This window comes from Streptomyces sp. NPDC001787 (assembly GCF_040297465.1).
In the GTDB taxonomy this organism is placed as follows: domain Bacteria; phylum Actinomycetota; class Actinomycetes; order Streptomycetales; family Streptomycetaceae; genus Streptomyces.
Genome location: NZ_JBEOZE010000002.1, coordinates 163,585 through 189,351 on the forward strand (window position 1 = coordinate 163,585; position 25,767 = coordinate 189,351).

Here is a 25,767-nt window from a genome sequence, read left to right on the forward strand (position 1 = left end):
ACCGCGGCTGCTCCCGGAGGAGCAGTCGCGGTGGGCGGCGCCGTCGGGCAGGCCGTCGAGGTCGTCCGGCGGCTCGGGGAGCGGGGGCCGGTCCGCCGTACGGGCGGGCAGGGCGCTGTCGCCCCGTGTCTGCGGCGGGCCGGTGTCAGGCGGGGCGGAACCACACCGTCGCCAGCGGCGGCAGCGTCACCGTGACGCTCGCCCGCCTGCCGTGCGCGGCCACCGACTCCGGCCGCACCGGTTCCTCGTTGCGCACCCCGCCACCGCCGTAGCGGACCGCGTCCGTGTTCAGCACCTCCACCCAGGCCTCCGGCGCCTCGGGGACGCCGAGGCGGTAGCCGTGCCGTACGACGGGGGAGAAGTGGGAGACCGCGAGCAGCGGGGAGCCGTCCGCGTCGTACCGCAGGAAGGCGAACACATTGTCCTCGGACGCGCCCCCGTCCACCCAGCTGAAGCCCTCCGGCACCGTGTCGCACTGCCAGAGGGCGGGCAGCGCCCCGTAGACCGCGTTCAGATCGCCGACCAGGGTGCGTACGCCACGGTGGTCGGCCGACGCACCGTAGGACGGGTCGAGCAGCCACCAGTCCGGGCCGTGCCCCTCGGACCATTCGGCTCCCTGGGCGAACTCCTGTCCCATGAAGAGGAGTTGCTTGCCCGGGTGCGCCCACATGAAGCCCAGGTAGGCCCGGTGGTTGGCCCGCTGCTGCCACCAGTCGCCGGGCATCTTGCTGACCAGCGAACGCTTTCCGTGCACCACCTCGTCGTGCGAGATCGGCAGGACGTAGTTCTCGCTGTACGCGTACACCATGGAGAACGTCATCTCGCCGTGGTGGTACTTGCGGTGCACCGGCTCCTTCTCCACATAGCCGAGCGAGTCGTGCATCCAGCCCATGTTCCACTTCAGCCCGAAGCCGAGACCGCCGAAGCCGCCGGGGCCCGCATGGTGCGTGGCACGGGTGACACCGTCCCAGGCGGTGGACTCCTCGGCGATGGTGACGACCCCGGGGTTGCGCCGGTACACGGTCGCGTTCATCTCCTGGAGGAAGGCGACGGCGTCCAGATTCTCCCGGCCGCCGTGCTCGTTCGGCGACCACTCGCCGTCCTCGCGGGAGTAGTCGAGATAGAGCATCGAGGCGACGGCGTCCACCCGCAGCCCGTCGATGTGGAACTCCTCGCACCAGTAAGTGGCGTTGGAGACGAGGAAGTTACGCACCTCCTTGCGGCCGAAGTCGAACTCCAGGGTCCCCCAGTCCGGGTGTGCGGCCCGCGAGGGGTCCGAGTGCTCGTACAGCGGGCGCCCGTCGAACTCCGCCAGCGCCCAGTCGTCGCGCGGGAAGTGCGCGGGCACCCAGTCGGCGATCACGCCGACGCCCGCCCCGTGCAGCGCGTCCACCAGGAACCGGAAGTCGTCCGGCGTCCCCATGCGCGAGGTCGGCGCGAAGAACCCCGTGACCTGGTAGCCCCAGGAGCCGCCGAAGGGGTGCTCGGAGACCGGCATCAGCTCCACATGCGTGAAGCCCAGGTCCCTGACGTACGAAGGCAGCTGGTCGGCGAGTTGACGATAGGTCAGGCCCGGTCGCCAGGACGGGAGATGCACCTCGTAGACCGAGAACGGCGCCTCGTGCACCGGGCGGTCCCCCCGGTGTGCCATCCACTCGGCGTCCTGCCACTCGTGGTGCGAGGCCGTGACCACCGAGGCGTTGGCGGGCGGCACCTCGGTGTGCCGGGCCATCGGGTCGGCCCGCAGGGTGTGCGAGCCGTCGGGGCGGCAGATGTCGAACTTGTACAGGGCGCCCTCGCCGACAGCGGGCACGAACAGCTCCCACACCCCCGTGGATCCGAGCGAACGCATCGGGAAGCCGGTGCCGTCCCAGTAGTTGAAGTCGCCGCTGACCCGCACCCCGCGAGCGTTCGGGGCCCACAGGGTGAACCGCGTCCCCGCGACTCTCTGGTGCTCCATGGGCCGGGCGCCGAGCGCCGTCCACAGCTCCTCGTGCCGCCCCTCGCCGATCAGATGCAGATCGAGATCACCGAGCGCGGGCAGGAAGCGGTACGGGTCCTGCGTCTCGGTCTCGTTGTCCTCGTAGGCCACGTGGAGCCGGTACTCGGGTACCGAGGGCATCGGCAGGATTCCGGAGAAGAAGCCGTCCCCGTCCTCGTGCAGTTCGGCCCGCAGGCCCTTGCCGAGCACCGTGACCGAGCGGGCGAACGGCCGCAGCACCCGCAGGACCACCCCGCTCCGGGTCAGATGCGCTCCGAGCAGATCGTGCGGCGCGTGGTGCTCGCCGGCCAGCAGCCGGGCCCGTTCCCCGCCGTCCAGGGGCGGGGCCGGCCGGACACCCGCGCCGCCCCCGGCGCGCCGGGGCCGGGGCGGGGCGGCGGGGGGTGCGGGTGCGGCGGCCGGAGTGGTGATCCCGGTGGGCGCGGGCTGCTGAACGGGCGCGACCTCGAAGGCGTCGACGGTCTGGACGGCCTCGGCGAACTCGACGGCCTGGACGGCCTCGGTGACCTCGGCCTGGACGAACTCGACGACGGCCTCGGCGACGGCCTCGACCGCCTCGGCGGGCTTGCGCGAACGGGACGGCTTGCGGGACGGCTTGCGGGCGGTCACGGGGGACTGCCTCCTCGGAGGGTGTCGGGAACCAGGGGCGTGGAGGGGGGCAGGGCGGTTCAGGCGATGGGAGCCGTGGCCAGACGGTGGATGGCGGCCATCGGGACCGGCAGCCAGTCGGGGCGGTGCCGGGCCTCGTACAGCACCTCGTACACCGCCTTGTCGGTCTCATGGGCGCGCAGCAGTTCCGGTTCGCTGCGCGGGTCGGCGCCCGAGGCCTCCGCGTAGCCCTCGCAGTACGCGGCGCGGCAGCGGGCCGCCCACTCCGCGTTCCACGGGTGGTGCGAGCGGGCCGCGTAGTCGAAGGAACGGAGCATGCCCGCGACATCGCGTACCGGTGGCTGAGGGCGGCGGCGCTCCGGGAGGGGGCGGGACGGCTCCCCCTCGAAGTCGATCAGTGACCAGAACCCGTCGTCGGCGCGGAGCGTCTGGCCGAGGTGCAGATCGCCGTGGATCCGCTGGGCGGCCCAGTCACGGCCCTGGTGCCCGAGGGCCGTGACGGCGTCGAACGAGGTGCGCAGCCCGGGGACGTACGGCACGAGGTCCGGCACCGCCTGCGCCGCCGCCTCCAGCCGTCGGGTCATCCGGGCGACGAGGTGCGTGGTCTGCGAGCCCTGCAGCGCAGGGGTCGGCAGGGCGGTGGCGAGCGCGGTGTGCACCTCGGCGGTGGCCCGGCCCAGCGCCCGCGCCTCGGGGACGAAGTCGCGGCCCTCGGCCAGCGCGGTCAGGGCCAGCCGCCAGCCGTCCCGGGCGCCGCGCAGAAAGGGCTGGAGCACCCCCAGGGTGAGCGGTTCGGGAGCGGCGGTCTCGAACCACGCGACCGGGGCCGGTACCCGCCCGCACCCCTCCCGGGTCAGCGCGAGGGGCAGTTCGAGGTCCGGGTTGGTGCCGGGGAAGACCCGCCGGAAGATCTTGAGGATGTACGCCTCGCCGTAGACGAGCGAGGAGTTGGACTGCTCGGTGTCCAGCACCCGTGGGGCGAGCCCGGCCGGGACCGGGGCGGTCCGCTCGAAGCGGAGGGGACCGAGGGAACCGGGTCGGCGGAATCGTTCCAGCAGCAGGCCGGCCAGGCGCGGGTCATGCAGTCCGTCGTACACGGTGCGCCCGGCCAGCGGCCCCTGGTGCACCCCGCCGATCAGCGCGGACGCGAGCCGGGGAGGCAGTGACTCCCTTACGCCGAGCAGGAGTTGGTAGCAGTCCTCGGCGGGATGGGCGGACGGGGGCGGCTGCTGGACCTGGACGAGCAGATGGATCAGTCCGGGACCGGTGCCCTCCACCGGCAGTATCTCGGTCGCCGACACGAGGGAGAAGCCGGTGACCGGCTGTCCCTTGCCGGCGAACCACCGCTGCCGGGGCAGCCATTCATGGAGCAGGGGGACGAGGGACGGAAGCAGTGCTCCGTCCACCGGACCGCCAGGCGTCGGACCGTGCTTCGTCGCGCTGTTCCCCGTGCTCCTCGCCAGGGCGACGTGAGCGGATGCAGCCTCCGACATGGCATCGCGTCCTTTCCCCGGCACGCCACAGGATGCGAAGAGTGTCCCGGATTGCGGCAATGGCTGTCCGGCTGTGCGGGACGTGTCGGGTCAGGATGGTCCGTACGGACTCGGCCCGATGAGCCCCGAGGGGCCCGGCGGAGTCCGGAAGGGCTCGATGCGGGGGAGAGCGCCCCGTGCGGGTCGGTGGAGAACCGCGGCGCACGGGGCGGCGGCGGCATCAGGCCGCCGGGGCGTCCTTGCGCAGCCGGAACCAGTAGAAGCCGTGTCCGGCGAGCGTCAGCAGGTAGGGCCACTGGCCGACGGCGGGGAAGCGGACCCCGCCGATCAGCTCCACGGGATGACGCCCGGTGAACGACCGCAGGTCCAGCTCCGTGGGCTGGGCGAAGCGCGAGAAGTTGTGGACGCACAGCACGAGGTCGTCCTTGTACTCCCGCGTGAACGCCAGCACCGCCGGGTTCGAGGAGGGCAGTTCGTTGTACGAGCCGAGGCCGAAGGCCGGATTCTGCTTGCGGATCTCGATCATCCGCCGGGTCCAGTGCAGCAACGAGGAGGGCGAGGCCATCGACGCCTCGACATTGGTGACCTGGTAGCCGTAGACCGGGTCCATGATCGTGGGGAGGTAGAGCCGCCCGGGATCGCTGGAGGAGAACCCGGCGTTCCGGTCGGGTGTCCACTGCATCGGCGTCCGGACCGCGTCCCGGTCGCCCAGCCAGATGTTGTCGCCCATCCCGATCTCGTCCCCGTAGTAGAGGATCGGGGATCCGGGCAGCGACAGCAGCAGAGCGGTGAACAGCTCGATCTGGTTGCGGTCGTTGTCCAGGAGGGGAGCGAGCCGCCGCCGGATGCCGATGTTGGCGCGCATCCGCGGGTCCTTGGCGTACTCCGCGTACATGTAGTCGCGCTCTTCGTCCGTGACCATTTCGAGCGTCAGCTCGTCGTGGTTGCGCAGGAAGATGCCCCACTGGCAGTTCTTCGGGATCGCCGGGGTCTTCGCCAGGATTTCCGAGACCGGGTAGCGGCTCTCGCGTCGTACGGCCATGAAGATCCGCGGCATCACCGGGAAGTGGAACGCCATGTGGCACTCGTCGCCGCCGGCCCGGTAGTCGCCGAAGTAGTCGACGACGTCCTCGGGCCACTGGTTGGCCTCGGCGAGCAGCACGGTGTCCGGATAGTTGGCGTCGATCTCCTTGCGGACCCGCTTGAGGAACTCATGGGTCTCGGGGAGGTTCTCGCAGTTGGTGCCCTCGCGCTGGTAGAGGTAGGGCACGGCGTCGACGCGGAACCCGTCGATGCCGAGGTCCAGCCAGAACCGCAGCGCGGAGATGATCTCCTCCTGCACCGCCGGGTTCTCGTAGTTGAGATCGGGCTGGTGGGAGAAGAAGCGGTGCCAGTAGTACTGCTTGCGCACCGGGTCGAAGGTCCAGTTGGACGTCTCGGTGTCGACGAAGATGATCCGGGCGTCCGGGAACTGCTTGTCGTCGTCGGCCCAGACGTAGTAGTCGCCGTACGGGCCGTCGGGATCGCTGCGGGACTGCTGGAACCAGTCGTGCTGATCGCTCGTGTGGTTCATGACGAAGTCGATGATCACGCGCATGCCGCGCTGGTGCGCGGCGTCCACGAACTCCACGAAGTCGGCGAGATCGCCGAACTCCGGCAGCACGGCGGTGTAGTCGGACACGTCGTAGCCGCCGTCACGCAGCGGCGACTTGAAGAACGGCGGCAGCCAGAGGCAGTCGACGCCCAGCCACTGGAGATAGTCCAGCTTGGCGGTGATGCCCTTGAGGTCGCCGATGCCGTCGCCGTTGGAGTCCTGGAAGGACCGGACGAGTACCTCGTAGAAGACGGCGCGCTTGAACCAGTCGGGATCGCGGTCCTTGGCGGGAGTGTCCTCGAACGTGTCGTGGACAGGCTCATTGACGATCATGGTGTGGGTGACCCTCCGGTCGGCGGGGACGGTCGCAGGACGACGATGTGCGCGGGCGTGATGCCCGGCTCTAGGCGCACATAGAAGGTCCTGCCCCAGTGGTAGGTGTCGCCGGTGAGCTCATCGCGCACCGGTACGGTCTCGTGCCAGTCGAGGCAGAGCTTCGGCATGTCCAACGAGACCGTGGCCTCCTGGGTGTGGTGCGGATCGAGGTTCACCACGACCAGAACGATGTCCGGGCCGGAGCGCTTGCTGTACGCGATCAGCGCCTCGTTGCCGACGTCGTGGAAATGCACGTCGCGCAGCTGCTGGAGTGCGGGGTGGCGGCGCCGGATCCGGTTGAGCGAGGTGATCAGCGGGGCCAGCGAACGGCCCTCGCGTTCGGCCGACTCCCAGTCCCTCGGCCTGAGTTGGTACTTCTCCGAGTGCAGGTACTCCTCGCTCCCCGGCCCCGCCGCGGTGTTCTCGCACAGCTCGAAGCCCGCGTACACCCCCCAGGACGGGGCCAGCGTGGCGGCGAGCACCGCGCGGGCCTCGAAGGCCGGCCGGCCGCCGTCCTGGAGATAGCCGGGCAGGATGTCCGGCGTGTTCACGAAGAAGTTGGGCCGCATGTACGAGGCGCTCTCGCCGGCCAGCTCCGTGACGTACTCCGTGAGCTCCTGTTTGGTGTTGCGCCAGGTGAAGTACGTGTAGGACTGCTGGAACCCGATCGCGCCGAGCGTCCGCATCATCGCGGGCCGGGTGAACGCCTCGGCCAGGAAGATCACATCGGGGTCGGTGCCGTTGATGTCGGCGATCACCTTCTCCCAGAAGACGACCGGCTTGGTGTGCGGATTGTCGACGCGGAAGATCCGTACCCCGTGGTCCATCCAGAACCGCAGGAGGCGCACCGTCTCGGCGACCAGGCCGCGCAGATCCCTGTCGAAGGCGATCGGATAGATGTCCTGGTACTTCTTGGGCGGATTCTCGGCGTACGCGATGCTGCCGTCCGGCCGGTGGTGGAACCACTCGGGGTGTTCCTTCACCCAGGGATGGTCGGGGGAGCACTGGAGAGCGAAGTCCAGCGCGATCTCCATCCGCAGCGTGCGGGCCGTTCCGACGAAGTGGTCGAAGTCCTCCAGCGTGCCCAGCTCCGGGTGGACGGCGTCGTGACCGCCGTCGGCCGAACCGATCGCCCAGGGCACCCCGGGGTCGTCGGCGCCGGGGGAGAGGGAGTTGTCGCGGCCCTTGCGGTGGGTGGTGCCGATGGGATGGATCGGCGGGAGATACACGACGTCGAAGCCCATGGCGGCGACGGCGGGCAGCCGCTCGGCGGCCGTCCGGAAGGTGCCGCTCACCAGGCGGGCGGGGGCGGGCCGGGCCGCCCGGCCCCGGGCCTTCTTGCCCGGGGGCACGCGCGGCTCCGCCCTGGCGCCCTCGGAGCGCGGGAACAGTTCGTACCAGGAGCCGTACAGGGCCCGTCGGCGCTCCACCGTCACCGGCAGCGGGCGGGAGCGGGTGACCAGTTCGCGCAGGGGATGGCGGGCGAGCGCCGCGTCCGCCGCCGGGGTCAGCGCCGCGGCCAGCCGCGACGCGGCCGGGCGGCCGGTGTCGCGCAGCGCGTCGGCCGCGGCCAGCACCGCCTCGCGCCCGTCCCGTTTCGGTACGCCGGCGGCGGCCCGCTCGTAGAGCGCGGCGCCCTCCGCCAGCACCAGGGCCGTGTCGATGCCCGCGGGGATCTTGACCGCGGCGGCCCGGCGCCAGGTGGTGACCGGATCGCTCCAGGCCTCGACCGTGTACGTCCAGCGCCCCTCGCTGCCGGGTGTGACCTCGGCGCCCCAGCGGTCCGTACCGGGGGCCAGCTCACGCATCGGGGTCCATGGGCCGGTGCGTCCGTTCGGATCGCGCAGCACGGCATTGGCGGCGACCGCGTCATGGCCTTCGCGGAAGACGGTGGCGGTGACCTCGAAGGTCTCGCCGACCACGGCCTTCACCGGCCGTCTGCCGCAGTCGAGACGAGGACGGACGTCCAGGACGGGAATTCGACCGATCATGGAATCACCTGGGGGCTGGGCGTGCACGGGGTGCGGCACGGACGCGGCGGACCGACCGCGCATGTCGCGATGATGGGGATCTGTCCTTTTTAGCTGCTCCGCTGTCGGGTGACGGGCCGTGGGCATGGCGGCTCCTGTCCGCGTTCACTCCAATGGCACTCGAATGGATGGGTCGCGGGTGTTCACACACGGATGGCGTGCGCGAAGAACGCGTGGGGGCCTGGGCGGGCCGCGTGCCGGGAAAGCCTTCCCCGAGGCCTCGGGGTGGGCCATCCGGCGCCCGTGTCGATGACTCGGCCGCAGCCGCTCGGCGCGCGCCCCGGTGGGCGTACGGGGCCGGGGCGCCTCCACGGGTTTCCGGATACCCGTTCTGCGGCGCCACCCGGCAGCCTTCCCTGTGGTGCGAGGGTCCACAAGCCCGTGCACGGGGGAGAAACCGGCCAAACCCCCAGGTGAACGGTGGGGCGCAACGATGCCCGCGGTGACAGCGGGGCATCCGGGAGAGGTGACGCGAGAGATGCGGGGGAGGTGCGGGGCGGGAAGCCGCCGGACGCCGTGAGCCCCGCCCCCATGGCGCACGGTGCCGCTTTCGGCGCACGCCCCGGGGCCGGTCGTCGAGGGTGACGGAGCGGCGCCCACCGTGGTGCGTCCCCTCGGATCCGTACGTCCCCTGTAAAGGTGGAATACGTGAAGGCCATTCGTCGATTCACCGTGCGTCCCGTCCTCCCCGAATCCCTGCGACCCCTCCATGACCTCGCCCGCAATCTGCGCTGGTCCTGGCACAACGAGACCCGTGAGCTCTTCCGGTCCGCCGACCCCGAAGGCTGGCGGCCCGCGGACGCCGACCCCGTACGCCTGCTCGGCTCCCTGTCGGCGGGGCGGCTCGCCGAGCTGGCCCGGGACGAGGAGTTCCTGACCCGGCTCGCCGGGGCGTCCGAGAACCTCCGGCAGTATCTGGAGGACCCCCGGTGGTACCAGAACCGATTGGCCGAGGGCGCTGAACTGCCCGCCGCCATCGCCTACTTCTCCCCCGAGTTCGGGGTGACGGCCGCACTTCCGCAGTACTCCGGCGGACTCGGCATCCTGGCGGGCGACCATCTCAAGGCCGCCAGCGACCTCGGTGTACCGCTCATCGGGGTCGGCCTGCTCTACCGGCACGGCTACTTCCGCCAGACCCTCTCCCGCGACGGCTGGCAGCAGGAGCACTATCCCGTCCTGGACCCCAACGAACTCCCGCTCGCCCTGCTCAGGGAGGCCGACGGCACCCCCGCCCGGGTGGTGCTCGCCCTGCCCGGCGGGCGCTGTCTGCACGCCTGCGTCTGGCAGGCCCGGGTCGGCCGCGTGCCCCTGCTGCTGCTCGACTCCGACGTCGAGGAGAACGCGCCGGGCGAGCGCGATGTCACCGACCGGCTGTACGGCGGTGGCAGCGATCACCGGCTGCTCCAGGAGATGCTGCTCGGCATCGGCGGAGTGCGGGCCGTGCGCACCTACTGCCGGCTCACCGGGATGCCGGACCCCGAGGTGTTCCACACCAATGAGGGGCACGCCGGATTCCTCGGCCTGGAACGGATCCGGGAGCTCTCCGGGGACGGCCTCGGCTTCGACGCGGCGCTGGAAGTGGTCCGGGCCGGCACCGTCTTCACCACGCACACCCCGGTCCCCGCCGGGATGGACCGGTTCGACCGCCAGCTGATCGCCCGCCACTTCGGCGAGGGCGGCGAACTGCCGGGCGTCGGCGTCGAGCGGATCCTCCGGCTCGGCCAGGAGACCCAACCCGCCGACGGCGGGCCGGACCTGTTCAACATGGCGGTCATGGGGCTGCGGCTCGCCCAGCGCGCCAACGGGGTCTCCACCCTGCACGGGGCCGTCAGCCGCGAGATGTTCTCCGGCCTCTGGCCCGGCTTCGACCCCGCGGAGGTGCCGATCACCTCGGTGACCAACGGGGTCCACGCCCCGACCTGGGTCGCCCCGGAAGTCCTCCGGCTCGGCGCCCGGCACTTCGGCACCGACCGGGCGCAGGACGCCCTGACCGGCGGCGAGGTGACCGGTGGGCGCCGCTCCGGTACGCCCCGGCGGTGGAACGCCCTGACGGCCGTACCCGACCGGGAGATCTGGGACCTGCGCCGGACGCTGCGCGAACAGCTGGTGACCGAGGTGCGCAAGCGGCTCTACGCCTCCTGGCGCAGGCGCGGCGCCGGCACGGCCGAACTCGGCTGGATCGACGGGGTCCTCGACCCGGACGTCCTCACCATCGGCTTCGCGCGCCGCGTCCCCTCCTACAAACGGCTCACGCTGATGCTGCGCGACCGCGACCGGCTGCGGGCCCTGCTCCTGCACCCGGGCCGGCCGATCCAGATCGTCGTCGCGGGCAAGGCGCACCCGGCCGACGACGGCGGGAAGCGGCTGGTCCAGGAGCTGGTGCGGTTCGCGGACGACCCGCAGGTGCGCCACCGCATCGTCTTCCTGCCGGACTACGGCATGGCGATGGCGCAGAAGCTCTACCCGGGCTGTGACGTCTGGCTCAACAACCCGCTGCGCCCGCTGGAGGCGTGCGGCACCAGCGGGATGAAGGCGGCGCTGAACGGCTGTCTCAATCTCTCGGTGCGCGACGGCTGGTGGGACGAGTGGTTCGAGCCGGACTTCGGCTGGGCGATCCCGACCGCCGACGGTTCGGCCGTCGACGAGGACCGGCGCGACGAGCTGGAGGCCAACGCCCTGTACGAACTGATCGAGAACCGGGTCGCGCCCCGCTTCTACGACCGCGACGGCGGGGGACTGCCCGAGCGCTGGGTCGAGATGGTCCGCCGCACCCTGGTCACGCTGGGCCCCAAGGTGCTCGCGGGGCGCATGGTGCGTGAGTATGTGGAGCGGCTGTACGCCCCCGCCGCACGGGCCCGGCGGGCTCTGGGGCCGGAAACGGCCCAGGGGCTCGCGGACTGGAAGGCCCGCGTCCGGGCTGCCTGGCCGAAGGTGTCCGTCGACCATGTGGAGGCCGTGACCGGCACCGCCGCGGGCGGTTCGGCGGAGCTGGGGTCCACCCTGGCGCTCCGGGTCCGCATCGCGCTCGGCGGTCTCGACCCGGACGACGTGGAGGTGCAGGCGGTCGCCGGGCGGGTCGATTCCGGGGACGCCATCGCGGACGCCCAGGTCTTCCCGCTGAAACCGGCGGGCGGCCATGACCTGGAGGGCCGGCTGCTGTACGAGGGGCCGCTGGCCCTGGACCGCACGGGACCGTACGGCTACACCGTGCGCGTGCTGCCGGCCCACCCGCTGCTGGCCTCCGGCGCCGAACTGGGTCTCGTCGCGCTGCCGACGGACGCGACGGGGGAGGGCGAGGGAGCGCCGATGCGCTGAGGGGCCGCCCCGGCGGGGTGCCCGGCGGTACCCGGCGCGCCCGGTGCCGGCGTAGATGGGTTACGGCATGACGGACACCCAGCGGCTCACCGAGCAGCAGCGGCCCGCCGCTTCCGGCAGTCTCTTCGTGGCCCGGGAGACCCTGACGCACGCGGACAACCCGGCCTGGTCCGGGGGAGGCCCGACGCGAACGCCGGAACGGCCCGGGAGGACGGAATCCTCCCGGGCCGTTCCTGTGCGTGGTGCGTGCGGTCGGAGGCGTCCGGCCTCCGCCCGCGACTAGAAGGTCAGCTTGAAGCTGTTGATGCGTCCGGTGTCCTGCGAGGCGATGTCCTGGACCTTGAGCTTCCAGGTGCCGTTGGCCACCTCGGACGAGGCGTTGACCGTGAAGGTCTCCACCACGTTGTCCGCGGAGTCGCCGGAGGAGGAGTTCTTCAGGCGGTACGCGGTTCCGTCCGGGGCGACCAGGTCGACGACCAGGTCACCGCGCCAGGTGTGGCTGATGTCCACGCCGACCTTGAGGGCGCTCGGGGCGTTGCCCGTACGGCCGGTGACGTTGACCGAGCTGGTGACGGCTGCGCCGTTGTCCGGGATGGCGACCGCGGTGGTGTTCTCGAAGACCACACCGCCCGGGTCGGTACCGCCGGGACGCGCGCCGACGTTGATGCCGGCCCAGGCGTGGGCCACGGCCGCGTACTCCGGGCTGGTGGCGCCGTACAGCTCACTGGCCACGGCCAGCGTGCCGGTGCGGGCGGCGGCGTAGTTCGTCGTGGAGGTGAACTTGGTGGTGAGCGCCTTGAACCAGATCTGCAGGGCCTTGTCCCGGCCGATGCCGGTCACCGGCAGACCGTCGGAGGTCGGGGAGTTGTAGTTGACCCCGTTGACCGTCTTGGCGCCGCTGCCCTCGGAGAGCAGGTAGAACCAGTGGTTCGCCGGGCCCGAGGAGTAGTGGACGTCGACGTTGCCGATACCGGAGTACCAGGCGTCCTTGGACGCGCCGTCCTTGCTCGGCTTGTCCATGTAGCGCAGCGGGGTGCCGTCGCCGTTGATGTCGATCTTCTCGCCGACGAGGTAGTCGCCCGGGTCCTGGGCGGTGTTGGAGTAGAACTCCACGCCCGCGGCGAAGATGTCGGAGGTGGCCTCGTTCAGGCCGCCGGACTCACCGCTGTAGACCAGGTTGGCCGTGGCGGCGGTGACGCCGTGCGTCATCTCGTGGGCGGCCACGTCGAGCGAGGTCAGCGGTGCGGCGTTGCCGCTGCCGTCCCCGTACGTCATGCAGAAGCAGCTGTCCTGCCAGAACGCGTTGACGTAGTTGTTGCCGTAGTGGACGCGGGAGTACGCGCCGACACCGTCACCGCGGATACCGGTGCGGCCGTGCACGTTCTTGTAGTAGTCCCAGGTCTCGGCGGCGCCGTAGTGGGCGTCGGCCCCGGCGGTCTCGACGTTCTGCGGGGTGCCGTCGCCCCAGATGTCGTCGGAGCCGGAGAACAGCGTCCCGGTGCCGGAGGAGCCGTGGTTCAGGTTGTAGGTCTTGTGGTTGCCGCGGGTGGTGTCCGTCAGGGTGTACGACGGCGCGGTGCCCAGCGTGACCTGACCGCTGTACTGGGTGTTGCCGGTGCCGTTCTCGACGCCCTGCCACTCGTACAGCTTGGCGCCGGTGGAGGCGTCGGTCACGACGTGCAGCTCGTTGGGGGTGCCGTCGTGCTGGAGACCGCCGACGACGGTCTCGTACGCCAGCTGCGGGGTGCCGCCGGCCAGCCAGACGACCTTGCGCGGGGCCTCGCTCGCCTCGGTCTGCTTCGAGCCCTCGGCCTTCGCCGCGCCGAGTGCCTGCTTCTCGGCGATGGCCGGGGCCACGTCGGCCGAGAGGCCGACGGCCTTCAGCTGGGCGGTGGTCGCCCGCGACGCCTTGGTGACGCCCTCGGTCTTGCCGGCCTTGGTCTGCTGGACGACCAGGTCGCCGCCGAGGACGGGAAGTCCGGCGAGGGTGCGCTCGTAGCGGGTGTGCGTGGTGCCGTCCTGGTCCTGCACGACATCGCGGACGACGAGCTTCTCCTGGGACCCGAGCCCGAGCTCCTTGGCGGTGGCCGCCCTGGTGGAGTTGGCCTCGCTGATCAGCTTGGCGCGCTGGGCGGGCGAGAGCTTCGCGGGGAGCGAACCGGGGTCGGCCTTGGAGGCCGCCGCCGGGACGGCGGCGGGGGCGCTGCCGGGGGTGGCGGTCGCGGTGGTGGACTGGACACCGACAGCGAGGAGGGCTGCTGCGGCTATCAGAGCGCCGGTCGCGGTGGCACGACGGCTGGGCGTGGATCTCACGCGGACTCCTTCTGCGAGGGGGGTACCGGCGGCGCTGGTGGCCGTCCGGACAGTGCAGGCGGTGCGCAGAACGGGGGAAGAGTGTCAGCAGATGCGTACTCGTGTCAGGACCGCGTCAACAAGTTGGCCGGAATTCGTTCGTTGCCGGAAAGGTCATGTTCGTTAAGCGGACGTTTCATCGATCATCACCGCAATGTCACCCGAGGGCCCTGGGAGCCCGTACGCACAGCGTGCGCACAGGATTGGCCGCCAGGCGTTGTGTTCGAACAACGAACAGGGAAGCGGCGTCTGACCACTTGTTGAGATCGAGCGCCGCTCTGGCGCGTTCCGGCCACCGCTCGCGTGCCGCTCGCGCGCCACCCGTGCGCCGTGCGTCGGCGCGGGAGCGGTCCCGGGCGGGCCGTCACCCGGGCATGGCGAAGCCGGTGCCACCGAACGCGCGGCACCGGCTTCGTCACGCCCGGGTGACCGGGACGAGGGCCCCGAGGAGTGGGGCCGTCAGGCCAGACTGTCCTGCCACGCGCGGTGCAGACCGGCGAACCGGCCCGTTCCGCCGATCAGTTCGGCCGGGGCGCCGTCCTCCACGATGCGGCCGTGCTCCATCACCAGCACCCGGTCCGCGATCTCCACGGTCGACAGCCGGTGCGCGATCACCACCGCCGTACGGCCGTGCAGCACTGTGTCCATGGCCCGCTGCACCGCCCGCTCACCGGGGATGTCCAGCGAACTGGTCGCCTCGTCGAGGATCAGTACCGCCGGGTCGGCCAGCAGGGCCCGCGCGAACGCGACCAACTGGCGCTGACCGGCGGAGATCCGGCCGCCCCGCTTGCGTACGTCCGTGTCGTAGCCCTCGGGGAGACCGGCGATGAACTCGTGCGCCCCGATGGCCCTGGCCGCCCGCTCGATGTCCTCGGGCGTCGCGTCCGGGCGGCCGATCGCGATGTTCTCGGCGACCGTGCCGGAGAACAGGAACGCCTCCTGGGTCACCATCACCACCCCCTTGCGCAGCCCGGCGGTGTCGAGGTCGCGCAGGTCGACGCCGTCCAGCAGGACCCGGCCGCCGGTCGGATCGTAGAACCGGGCCAGCAGCTTGGCGAGCGTCGACTTCCCGGCGCCCGTCGAGCCGACCACGGCCACGGTCTGCCCGGCCGGGATGCTCAGGCCGAAGTGGGGCAGAACCTCGCCGCCCGTGCGGTAGGCGAAGCTCACCCCGTCGAACGTGACCTCGCGGCCCGGGTGTTCGCCGGAGCGGGCGGGCAGCTCCTTCGGATCGGCCGTCTCCGGAACGGTGGGCGTCTGCGCCAGCAGCCCGGCGATCTTGTCCAGCGACGCGGCGGCCGACTGGTAGGAGTTGAGGAACATGCCGAGCCGGTCGATCGGGTCGTACAGCCGTCGCAGATACAGCACCGCCGCGGCCAGCACCCCCAGTGCCAGCGTGCCGGAGGCCACCCGGTAGGCGCCCCACAGCACCATCCCCGCCACCGCCGTGTTCGCGACCAGCCGGGAGCCGATGACATAGCGGGCCATCTCCAGCAGCGCGTCCCCGTTGGTCCGCTCATGGCGGTGGTTGAGCGTGTCGAACGCCGCGTCGTTGGTGCGCTCCCGGCGGAAGGCCTGGACCGGGCGGATGCCGTTCATCGTCTCCGCGAACTTCACGATGACCGCGGCGATCGCCGTGGACCGTGCCGCGAAGACCCGGCCCGCCCGTCGCCGGTACAGCTGCACCAGCAGGTACAGCGGTACGAAGGAGAACACCGCGATCGCTCCGATGCCCAGGTCCAGCCAGAGCAGCATCACCGAGATGGAGACGAACGACAGGACCACGCCGATCAGTTCCTGAAGCCCCTCGCCCAGCAGTTCGCGCAGCGACTCCACATCCGTGGTGGACCGCGAGATCAGCCGGCCCGAGGTGTAGCGCTCGTGGAAGTCCACGCTGAGGGCCTGGGCGTGACGGAAGATCCGCCCGCGCAGATCGAGAAGGACGTCCTGGTTGATCCGCGCGGCGGCCCTGATGAACGCGTACTGGAGGACTCCCGCGCCGATGGAACAGAGCGCGTAGCCGACGGCCACCGCGATCAGCGGCCCGTAGTCGTGGTCCCGGAAGGCCGGCACGCCGCGGTCGATGGCGTACGCCACCAGCAGCGGGCCCGCCTGCACGGCGGCCTGCTGGAGGAGCAGGAAGAGGGCGGCGACGGCGACCCGCCCGCGCATCGGCGCGAGCAGTGAGGCCAGCAGCGCCCTGGTCGCCCCGCGCGGTGCGGGCAGGGCGTCCCGGTCGAACGAGTCCCCGGGCTCCCCGGGCTCTCCGGGCTCCCCGGGCTTCCCGGGCTTCTCGGAGCCTCCGGAACCCCCGGTGTCCTCGGCGGCCCCGGGGCGCGGCGCGGCACCGCGCGCCAGGTCGTCGTCCGCGGGTGCGGCGTCGTCGGTGGTGGTCGTCATCGCGTACTGCCCTCCTTCGAGGCGGTGAGCTCGGCGCCCGACATCAGCCAGGCGTACTCGGCGTTGCCACGCAGCAGTTCCTGATGGGTGCCGACCGCGCTGATCCGGCCGTCGGAGAGCAGAGCCACCCGGTCCGCGAGCATCACGGTGGACGGCCGGTGGGCGACCACCACGGCGGTCGTGTGCTCCAGCACGCGCCGCAGCGCCGCCTCCACCAGCGTCTCCGTGTGCACGTCCAGGGCCGAGAGCGGGTCGTCGAGCACCAGGAAACGGGGCTTCCCGACCACCGCGCGGGCCAGCGCGAGCCGTTGCCGCTGGCCGCCGGAGAGGCTGAGCCCCTGCTCGCCGACCTGGGTGTCGAGGCCGTGCGGCAGGTCGTACACGAAGTCCGCCTGCGCGACCGCGAGCGCCCGCCGCAGCTCCTCCTCGCCGGCCCCCTCGGCGCCCATCAGCACGTTCTCGCCGACGGTCGCGGAGAAGAGCGTGGGCTCCTCGAACGCCACCGACACCAGTTCGCGCAGCCGGGGCCGCTCCATCGCGGCGATGTCCTCGCCGTCCAGGGTGATCCGCCCGGCGGTCAGCTCGTGCAGCCGCGGGACCAGCGCGGTGAGCGTGGTCTTGCCGGATCCGGTGGCTCCCACCAGAGCCATCGTCTCGCCGGGCCGGATGTGCAGATCGATCCGCGCCAGCACGGGTACGGAGCCGGGGGCGGCGTCGGGGTAGCGGAACTCGACACCCTCGAAGGCCAGTCCGCCCCGGTCACGGTCGCGGTCACGGTCGCCGGCATCGGATCGGGCGGTCGAGGGGGGAGGGGAGGGGACGAGGGCGTGCGCGGGCGCGGCGCCGGTCCCCGGTCCGTCCTCGGCCGCCGCTTCCGTGCCGAGCTCCTCCGCCACGTCCATGACCTCGAAGTACCGCTCGGTCGCGGTCGCCGACTCCTGACTGATCGCCAGCAGGAAGCCGATCGACTCCACCGGCCAGCGCAGCGCGAGAGCCGTCGACAGGAACGCGACGAGCGTGCCCGCCGACAGGTCCCCGTCGGCCACCTGGACCGTACCGAGCACCAGCGCGGCACCGATCGCCAGCTCGGGGATGGCGGTGATGAGGGCCCAGATACCGGCGAGCAGCCTGGCCTTGCCCAGCTCCGTGGTGCGCAGCCGCCGCGAGAGCTCCCGGAAGGCCAGCGCCTGGCTGCGGTGCCGGCCGAAGCCCTTGATGATGCGGATGCCCAGGACGCTCTCCTCGACGACCGTCGTGAGGTCCCCGACCTGGTCCTGGGCCCGGCGCGCGACCACCGCGTACTTCGTCTCGAAGAGCGAGCACAGGATCATCAGCGGGACCGCCGGTGCCAGCAGCACCAGACCGAGCGACCAGTCCTGGGCGAACAGAATGAGGAAACCGACCACGATCGTGGTGGCGTTGACCAGCAGGAACGTCAACGGGAACGCCAGGAAGAGCCGGAGCAGCATCAGATCCGTGGTCCCGCGCGACAGCAACTGCCCCGAGGGCCACCGGTCGTGGAAGGCCACCGGCAGCCGTTGCAGATGCCGGTAGAGGGCGGCGCGCATCGATGCCTCCACCCCGGCCAGCGGCCGGGCCACCAGCCATCGGCGCAGCCCGAACAGCAGCGCCTCCAGGATGCCCAGCAGCAGGAGGTACAGCGCGCCGAGCCAGACACCTCCCGGGTCACGGTCCGCGACCGGGCCGTCCACCATCCACTTCAGCACGAGAGGGATCGCCAGCCCCAGACAGGAGGCGAGGATCGCCACGACAGCGGCGCTGACCAGGCGGAACCGGACGGGGCGGACATAGGGCCACAGGCGCAGGAGGGAGCGCACGGCGGACCGTTCCGTGTGCTCTGCAGGTTTTTCGGGCATCAGGGCCGACCCTACGTTTCCCCACGGACATCGGTCCTGTGGATTTCCGACCGGCGTCACTCGGCGATGGTCCTGGCCGGCCGCCCGGAGGTCGTAGCCCGGCATCAACCGATCGGCTGATGCCGGTTCGAGCGGTCCGGCCGATACCGCCGCACCCCGCCCGCCGGAATCCTTGTGGTCATGGCGATCATCGAAGTGAACGGACTGCACAAGGCTTACGGGGGGCGGCCCGTGGTCGACGGGGTGAGCTTCCGTGTCGAGGAGGGGGAGATCTTCGGGATCCTCGGTCCCAACGGCGCGGGCAAGACCACCACCGTCGAATGTGTGGAGGGGCTGCGCGTCCCCGACGCCGGTACGGTCCGGGTCGCCGGGTTCGACCCCGTCGCCGACCACGACCGGGTGACCGGGCTCCTCGGTGCCCAGCTCCAGGAGAGCGAACTCCAGGCCAGAATCACCGTGCGCGAAGCGCTGGAGCTCTACAGCGCGTTCTACCCGGCCCCCGCCGACTGGCGGCCGCTCGTCGGGCGGCTCGGCCTGGAGGACCGGCTCACCACCCGCTTCGGGAAGCTCTCCGGCGGCCAGAAGCAGCGGCTGTTCATCGCGCTCGCCCTGATCGGCAACCCCCGGGTCGTCGTCCTCGACGAGCTGACCACCGGTCTGGACCCACGGGCCCGGCGAGACACCTGGAAACTCATCGAGGACATCCGCGACAGCGGGGTGACCGTCCTGCTCGTCACCCACTTCATGGAGGAGGCCCAGCGCCTCTGCGACCGGATCGCGGTCATCGACGGGGGCCGCGTCGTCGCCCTGGACACCCCGTCAGGACTCGTCCGGCAGGCCACCGGCTCCACCGTCGTCTCCTTCGTCCCCACCCGCGCCCTCACCGGCCCGGAGCTCGCGGACCTCGCCGAACTGCGGGGCGTCGCGTCCGTGACGCCCCCGGACGGCGACGGCACCGTCGTCCTCCACGCCACCGACGACACCGTCACCCCGCTCCTCTCGCTGCTGGCCGGGCTCGGCGTCACCGCCCGCCGGCTGCGGGTCACCGAAACCACCCTCGACGAAGCCTTTCTCGACCTCACCGGACAGGACGCCTGACATGACCACCGCGCCCACCACCCGGGACACCCCGGCCCCCGCTCCCGCCGGCACCGGGACCCCCGCCCGGCGCCGCGGATCGGCACGCGCCGTCCTGAGGGCCGAGACCCGGCTGTTCCTCCGCGAACCGGGCGGCCTCTTCTGGACCCTGGCCTTCCCCTCCGCCCTCCTGGTGGTCCTCGGCTTCGTCCCGCCCTTCATGGAGGCGCAGGACGACCTGGGGGGACGCCGCGTCATCGACCTGTACGTCCCGGTCTCCGTCCTGCTCGCCATGATCATGGCCGGGATCCAGACCATGCCCCCGGTGCTCACCACCTACCGCGAACGCGGCATCCTGCGCCGGATGTCGACCACGCCGGTGCGGCCGTCCGCCCTGCTCACCGCCCAGATCGTGCTGCACGGAACGGCCGCGCTCGGCTCGGCCGTCCTGGTCCTCGCCGTCGGCCGCCTCGCCTACGGCGTCCGGCTGCCCGGACAGCTCGCCGGATACGCACTGGCGCTGCTGCTCGCCGTCGCCGGGGTGCTGGCCCTCGGCGCCACGATCAGCGCCCTGTCGCGTACGACGAAGGCGGCCGGCGCGATCGGGTCGGTCTCCTACCTCGTGATGATGTTCACCGCCGGGGTGTGGCTGCCGGTCCAGACGATGCCCGGCACCCTGCGCCGTATCGTGGAGATCACCCCGCTCGGCGCCGCCTCCCAGGCCCTGGACCAGGCGGTCTCCGGTCAGTGGCCCAGCTGGGTCCACCTCGGGACCGTCGCCCTGTGGACCGCGGTGCTGGGATTCACGGCGAGCCGCGTCTTCCGGTGGGAGTAGTGACGGGGACCGGGCGCCCGGGGGAGACTGCGCGCATGACGCAGGCGCTCCGTACCCCGAACATGCCCGGAGCGGGCGGCCCGAACCGGGCCGACCAGCGCTGGGAGCAGTTCTACCGGTACGGCTCCTACGCCATCCTCACCCTGGCCACCCTCGTCGCGGCCGTCGCGGCCGGCCTGATCATGACCCGTACCGAGATGTACGTGGCCGGGGTGCTGGTCGCGGCGGCGTACGCCCTCCAGTTCTGGTGGGGCCGTGTCCGCCCGCGCACCGCACCCGGCGCTCCGGCCGGTCAGGTCTACTACGCCCTGCGCACCGTCCTCGCCTTCGCGCTGAGCTGGCTCAACCCCTTCTTCTCGATCTACGCGGGCCTCGGCTACTTCGACGTCGAACCCCTGCTTCCCAAACGCCTGCTCCGCGTCGGGCTGTTCGCCACCGCGGTCACCATGGCCGGTTCGGAGAGCGGGGGACTGCCGCCCGGCTCCCTGCTGAACTGGGTCGCCTTCGGGGCGCTGTTCGTCCTCAACGCCTCGCTGGTCGAGTTCTTCAGCAACGTCGGGGCCAAGGAGGCGGAGAAGGCCCGGATCCAGGCCGAGACCATCGCCGAACTGGAGCGCACCAACCTCCGGCTGGAGGCGGCCATGGGCGAGAACGCGGCCCTGCACGCCCAGCTCCTCGTCCAGGCCCGCGAGGCCGGGGTCGACGACGAACGCCGCAGGCTCGCCGCCGAGATCCACGACACCCTCGCCCAGGGACTCACCGGCATCATCGCCCAGCTCCAGGTCGTCACCTCGCTCGGGGAGAGCGACCCGGCAGCCGCCCGCGTCCACCTCGACCGGGCCGTCGGGCTCGCCCGGCACAGCCTCGGCGAGGCCCGGCGCTCCGTCCACAATCTGGCCCCCGTCGCCCTCGACCACGACGATCTGGTGGGCGCGCTGAAGGGGATGGTGGCCGACTGGGGCCGGCAGCACCGGGTGCGGGCCGACTTCACCGTGACCGGCACCGTCGAGCCGGTCCACGACGAGATCGCCGCCACCCTGGTGCGCATCGCGGGCGAGGCCCTCGCCAACGCCGGGCGGCACGCCGGGGCGGGCCGGGTGGGCGTCACCCTGTCCTTCATGGACGACGAACTCGCCCTGGACGTCCGGGACGACGGGCGCGGCTTCGACCCGGACGCCGTGCCCCCGGCGGGCCGCACCGGCGGATTCGGCCTCGGCGGTATGCGGGCGCGCGCCGAACGGGTCGCCGGTTCGGTCGACGTGGAGTCCGGACCGGGCCGGGGTACGGCGGTCTCCGCGCGGCTGCCCCTGGTCCGCCAGGGGTGATCCGCGTACCGTTCGGCCTGCCATGACTGAGGAATCCGCACGCGTCATCACACTCATCGTCGTCGACGACCACCCCGTCGTACGGGACGGTCTGCGCGGCATGTTCGCCTCGGCCCCGGGCTTCCGGGTCCTGGGGGAGGCCGCGGACGGGCCCGAGGGGGTCGCCCTGGCCGTCCGCCTGGACCCCGATGTCGTCCTGATGGACCTGCGGATGCCGGGCGGCGGCGGGGTCGCGGCCATCGCCGAGCTGACCCGGCGCGGCACCCGCTCCAGGGTCCTCGTCCTCACGACGTACGACACCGACTCCGACACGCTGCCCGCGATCGAGGCGGGTGCCACCGGCTATCTGCTCAAGGACGCCCCGCGCGAGGAGCTGTTCGCCGCCGTCCGGGCCGCCGCCGACGGCCGCAGCGTCCTGTCGCCCGCCGTCGCCTCCCGGCTGATGACCCGGGTCCGTACGCCCGCCGCACCCGTGGACGACTCCCTCTCCGCCCGGGAACGCGAGGTGCTGGCCCTGGTGGCGCGGGGCACCACCAACCGGGAGATCGCCGCCGAACTGTTCATCAGCGAGGCGACCGTGAAGACCCATCTGACCCATGTCTTCGCCAAGCTCGGTGCCAAGGACCGGGCCGCGGCCGTCGCCGTGGGTTACGACCGGGGCATCCTCGGCTGACCGCCCGCCCCGCGCCGTCACGCCGTTGCGCCGGCCGCGCGCCCACGTTTCCCCCGGCCTGCCCCGGTCGTTGGGGGAGGCGTGAACCACGAAGCGAAGAGAGCACGGGCGGGTTCGGCCGCCGTGCTGACATGGGCAGGACTACTCACCGTGCTGGCCGTACTGACCGGCTGCACCGACGGAACACCCGCCGTCCTCAACGGCAAGCCGCGTACGCCGGACGATTCGATCCGGATCTCTCCCGCGGACGGCGCCAGGAATGTCGGGGCGGACACCCGGATCGAGGTGACCATCCCCGACGGGCACCTGGAGAGCGTGCAGGTGCGGCGGATCGAGGACGCGCAGCGGGAGGAGGTGGCGGGCCGGATCTCCCGGGACGGGCTGTCCTGGGCTCCCGGGCCCGGCGCGGTCCGGGTCCGGCCGGCCGCAAAGTACAGCGTCGACGCGGTGGCCGTGGACGGCGAGGGCCGCCGCTCGGCCCGCCACACCACCTTCACCACCGGTATCCCGGAACACCGTTTCATCGGCTACTTCAAGCCGGAGAACCGGTCCACCGTCGGGACCGGGATGATCGTCTCCTTCTCCTTCAACCGGCCGATCACGAACCGGGCCGCGGTCGAGAAGGCCATCCGGATCACCGCCGAGCCGGCGGTGGAGGTCGTGGGCCACTGGTTCGGCAAGGACCGCCTCGACTTCCGGCCCGCCAGGTACTGGAAGCCCGGCACCGAGGTCGCCGTGGACGTGGGGCTGCGCGATGTGCAGGGTGCCCCCGGTGTGTACGGCAGCCAGGACAAGAAGGTCGCCTTCACGGTGGGCCGGTCCCAGGTGTCCCTGGTGGACGCGGAGGAGCACACCATGGAGGTGCGCCGCGACGGGGAGCTGATCAGCACCGTCCCGATCTCCGCGGGCGCCGAGAAGACGACCACGTACAACGGGAAGATGGTGGTCACCGAGATGCACGAGGTGACCCGGATGAACGGTGACACGGTCGGCTTCGGCGGGGAGTACGACATCAAGGACGTGCCGCACGCCATCCGGCTCACCGAGTCGGGCACCTTCCTGCACGGCAACTACTGGGCGTCGCACGACACGTTCGGTGAGGTCAACACCAGTCACGGCTGTGTGGGGCTGCGCGATGTGAAGGGCGGCAGCGGCGACACCCCGGCGGGCTGGTTCTTCGACCGGACGCTCATCGGGGATGTGGTCGAGGTGATCAACTCCCGCGACAGGAAGGTCGCTCCGGACAACGGCCTCGGCGGCTGGAACCTCGGCTGGAAGCAGTGGAAGGCGGGCTCGGCCCTGCGCTGATCCCCGGGCGGTACGGCGTCGGCTCCGGCCCGGTCCGGGGCCGGCGTCCCGGTCCGGCCCGCCCGCCGGACCCGGCACCCCGCACCACCTGCGCATGTCCCCGGACGGGTTGGGACTGAACGGTGACATTCGAGGCACAGACCTCCCACTCCCGGTGTGATTATCTTGCGCAATGCGTGCACGAACAGCGCGCGGGGGTGCGGGCCATGGCGGGGCCAGGCCGTGCGAGGGGAGACGACCACATTGAACGGGCAGCCGATATCGGGGGCATCGGCCGGGGCGGGCAGGGGACGGCGCGGGCGCGGGGGCCCGGGACTCCTGGCTCTGGTACTGGGTGCGCTGCTGTTGCTGGTGACGGCATGCGGCGGCGGGGACACCGCGGGGGGCAAGGGCGGCGCGGGTGGCGGCGGGAACGCCGGGGACACCAGCGCCTCGCAGGCGGTGGTGACCGTCGCGCCGAAGGACGGCGCCGAGTCCGTGGCGACCAGCGGAGCGCTGAAGGTCGCGGCCGAACAGGGCAAGCTGACCACGGTGAAGGTGGCCGACCCGAAGGGCAACGCGGTCGAGGGCAAGATCGCCGCCGACGGTGCCAGCTGGACGCCGGAGCGGCATCTGGCCGCTGCCACCAAGTACACGGTGCACGCGGTGGCCAAGGACGAGAAGGGCCGTGAGTCGGCCAAGGACACCTCGTTCACCACGCTGGTCCCGCAGAACACCTTCATCGGGCAGTACACCCCGGAGGACGGTTCGACCGTCGGCGTCGGGATGCCGGTGTCGATCCACTTCACCCGGGGCATCACGGACCCGGACGCCGTGGAGAACGCGATCAAGGTGACATCGGAGCCGGCCGTCGAGATCGCCGGCCACTGGTTCGGCAACGACCGCCTCGACTTCCGCCCGGAGAACTACTGGGCCGCGGGCACCAAGGTGACCGTGGAGCTCAACCTCGACGGCGTCGAGGGGCGGCCGGGTGTCTACGGCAAGCAGTCCAGGACGGTGAAGTTCACCATCGGCCGCAGCCAGGTCTCCACGGTCGACGCGAGCACCCACCGGATGAAGGTGGTCCGGGACGGCACGCAGATCAAGGACATCCCGATCTCCGCGGGAGCCCCGGCGACGACCACGTACAACGGGCAGATGGTCATCAGCGAGAAGCTCAAGGTGACCCGGATGAACGGTGACACGGTCGGCTTCGGCGGGGAGTACGACATCAAGGACGTGCCGCACGCGATGCGCCTGTCCACCTCCGGCACCTTCCTCCACGGAAACTACTGGGGCAGCTCGGGCATCTTCGGCACGACCAACACCAGCCACGGCTGTGTCGGTCTGCGCGATGTGCGCGGCGGCTACGACGGCCAGACCCCGGCCGCCTGGTTCTACAACAAGTCGCTCATCGGCGACGTGGTGATCGTGAAGAACTCCAAGGACAAGACGATCGCCCCGGACAACGGCCTCAACGGCTGGAACATGGACTGGTCGGAGTGGACCAAGTAGGTCCGCCCCGGACGGAGCGGTGAAGGGGCCCGGTGCTGTGACCAACAGCACCGGGCCCCTTCGCGTTAGCGTTGGTTAACCTGCTTCCCATGACCGTAACCCTCGAAGTACGCGACAACGTCGGCACGATCCGGCTGGACCGGCCGCCGATGAACGCCCTGGACATCGCCGTCCAGGACCGGCTGCGCGAGCTGGCGGACGAGGTGACCCGGCGCGACGACGTGCGCGCCGTGATCCTCTACGGCGGTGAGAAGGTGTTCGCGGCGGGTGCGGACATCAAGGAGATGCAGCGGATGGACCACACCGCGATGATCGTGCGGTCCAAGGCGCTCCAGGACTCCTTCACCGCCGTCGCCCGCATCCCCAAGCCCGTCGTCGCCGCGGTGACCGGCTACGCCCTCGGCGGCGGGTGCGAACTGGCGCTCTGCGCCGACTTCCGGGTCGCGGCCGACAACGCCAAGCTCGGCCAGCCCGAGATCCTGCTCGGGCTGATCCCGGGGGCCGGGGGTACTCAGCGTCTGGCCCGGCTGGTCGGTCCGTCCAAGGCCAAGGACCTCATCTTCACCGGCCGGCAGGTGAAGGCCGACGAGGCGCTGGCGATGGGCCTGGTCGACCGGGTGGCGCCGGCCGCCGAGGTGTACGAGCAGGCGCACGCGTGGGCCGCCCGGCTGGCGAAGGGGCCCGCGCTGGCCCTGCGCGCCGCCAAGGAGGCGGTGGACGGCGGGCTGGAGACCGACATCGACACCGGGCTCACCATCGAGCGGAACTGGTTCGCGGGTCTGTTCGCCACGGAGGACCGCGAGCGCGGCATGCGCAGTTTCGTGGAAGAGGGTCCGGGCAAGGCCCGCTTCCTCTGACCGAACGTCAGTTGGGCTTTCCTTGACGGCGGTTCATCCGTGCGGGCGGATTATGCGGGCCTTAAGGCAGCCTTAAGGCCCGCGCGCGCTCCGGCGCGCCGATTCCCGGCCGAGGGGGCGTCCTCGCAGGTCAGCCGGGCTGGGGGAGTGA

Annotated in this window: 15 protein-coding genes; 8 read left to right on the top strand and 7 right to left on the bottom strand. The window is 71.6% G+C overall.

Annotation, left to right across the window (positions count from 1 at the left end):
- Positions 1-145: 145 nt before the first annotated feature.
- From glgB to ABT170_RS03430, 4 genes are all read right to left on the bottom strand, one after another.
- Positions 146-2,611, bottom strand: a complete 2,466-nt coding sequence (gene glgB, locus ABT170_RS03415) for a 1,4-alpha-glucan branching enzyme (RefSeq protein ID WP_351863716.1) — start codon at positions 2,609-2,611, stop codon at positions 146-148.
- A gap of 59 nt (positions 2,612-2,670) precedes the next feature.
- Positions 2,671-4,104, bottom strand: a complete 1,434-nt coding sequence (locus ABT170_RS03420; RefSeq protein ID WP_329945961.1) for a maltokinase N-terminal cap-like domain-containing protein — start codon at positions 4,102-4,104, stop codon at positions 2,671-2,673.
- A gap of 220 nt (positions 4,105-4,324) precedes the next feature.
- The gene (treS, locus tag ABT170_RS03425; protein WP_351863719.1) at positions 4,325-6,031 is read right to left on the bottom strand and encodes a maltose alpha-D-glucosyltransferase; all 1,707 of its coding nucleotides are present in this window, start codon (positions 6,029-6,031) and stop codon (positions 4,325-4,327) included.
- Positions 6,028-8,064 (bottom strand): alpha-1,4-glucan--maltose-1-phosphate maltosyltransferase, encoded by a 2,037-nt coding sequence (locus ABT170_RS03430; RefSeq protein ID WP_351863722.1) that lies wholly within the window; start codon positions 8,062-8,064, stop codon positions 6,028-6,030. The genes treS and ABT170_RS03430 overlap by 4 nt, the downstream gene beginning before the upstream one ends.
- Positions 8,065-8,751: 687 nt before the next feature.
- Here ABT170_RS03430 and glgP point away from each other — a divergent pair.
- Entirely contained in the window at positions 8,752-11,418 is a 2,667-nt protein-coding gene (glgP, locus tag ABT170_RS03435) for an alpha-glucan family phosphorylase (protein WP_329945958.1), read from the top strand.
- Positions 11,419-11,697: 279 nt separating this feature from the next.
- Here glgP and ABT170_RS03440 read toward each other — a convergent pair whose 3' ends face one another.
- The 3 genes from ABT170_RS03440 to ABT170_RS03450 all read right to left on the bottom strand — a co-directional run bounded on the left by ABT170_RS03440 (position 11,698) and on the right by ABT170_RS03450 (position 18,047).
- On the bottom strand, positions 11,698-13,731 hold the full coding sequence (locus ABT170_RS03440) for a M4 family metallopeptidase (RefSeq protein WP_351863726.1): 2,034 nt from the start codon (positions 13,729-13,731) through the stop codon (positions 11,698-11,700).
- A 498-nt stretch (positions 13,732-14,229) separates the two neighbouring features.
- Entirely contained in the window at positions 14,230-16,170 is a 1,941-nt protein-coding gene (locus ABT170_RS03445) for an ABC transporter ATP-binding protein (protein WP_351863729.1), read from the bottom strand.
- Entirely contained in the window at positions 16,167-18,047 is a 1,881-nt protein-coding gene (locus ABT170_RS03450; RefSeq protein WP_351863732.1) for an ABC transporter ATP-binding protein, read from the bottom strand. The genes ABT170_RS03445 and ABT170_RS03450 overlap by 4 nt, the downstream gene beginning before the upstream one ends.
- Positions 18,048-18,227: 180 nt before the next feature.
- On the opposite strand from ABT170_RS03450, the gene ABT170_RS03455 reads away from it, so the two are divergent.
- The 7 genes from ABT170_RS03455 (at position 18,228) to ABT170_RS03485 (ending at position 25,616) form a co-directional block, all read left to right on the top strand.
- Positions 18,228-19,145 carry an ABC transporter ATP-binding protein gene (locus ABT170_RS03455; RefSeq protein WP_351863735.1) on the top strand — a complete coding sequence of 306 codons (918 nt, stop codon included), beginning with the start codon at positions 18,228-18,230 and terminating at the stop codon, positions 19,143-19,145.
- Between the two features lies 1 nt (position 19,146).
- Positions 19,147-19,959, top strand: a complete 813-nt coding sequence (locus tag ABT170_RS03460) for an ABC transporter permease (protein ID WP_351863737.1) — start codon at positions 19,147-19,149, stop codon at positions 19,957-19,959.
- Positions 19,960-19,994: 35 nt separating this feature from the next.
- The gene (locus ABT170_RS03465) at positions 19,995-21,284 is read left to right on the top strand and encodes a sensor histidine kinase (RefSeq protein ID WP_329945952.1); all 1,290 of its coding nucleotides are present in this window, start codon (positions 19,995-19,997) and stop codon (positions 21,282-21,284) included.
- 22 nt (positions 21,285-21,306) lie between these two features.
- A complete protein-coding gene (locus ABT170_RS03470) occupies positions 21,307-21,957 on the top strand; it encodes a response regulator (protein WP_329945951.1) in 651 nt (216 codons plus the stop codon).
- A gap of 81 nt (positions 21,958-22,038) precedes the next feature.
- Complete coding sequence (locus ABT170_RS03475) at positions 22,039-23,265, top strand: L,D-transpeptidase (RefSeq protein ID WP_329945950.1); 1,227 nt, start codon at positions 22,039-22,041, stop codon at positions 23,263-23,265.
- 243 nt (positions 23,266-23,508) lie between these two features.
- Positions 23,509-24,759, top strand: coding sequence for a L,D-transpeptidase (locus ABT170_RS03480; RefSeq protein ID WP_329945949.1), 1,251 nt, complete (start codon positions 23,509-23,511; stop codon positions 24,757-24,759).
- A gap of 89 nt (positions 24,760-24,848) precedes the next feature.
- Positions 24,849-25,616, top strand: a complete 768-nt coding sequence (locus ABT170_RS03485; RefSeq protein WP_329945948.1) for an enoyl-CoA hydratase/isomerase family protein — start codon at positions 24,849-24,851, stop codon at positions 25,614-25,616.
- The last annotated feature ends 151 nt before the right edge of the window (positions 25,617-25,767 follow it).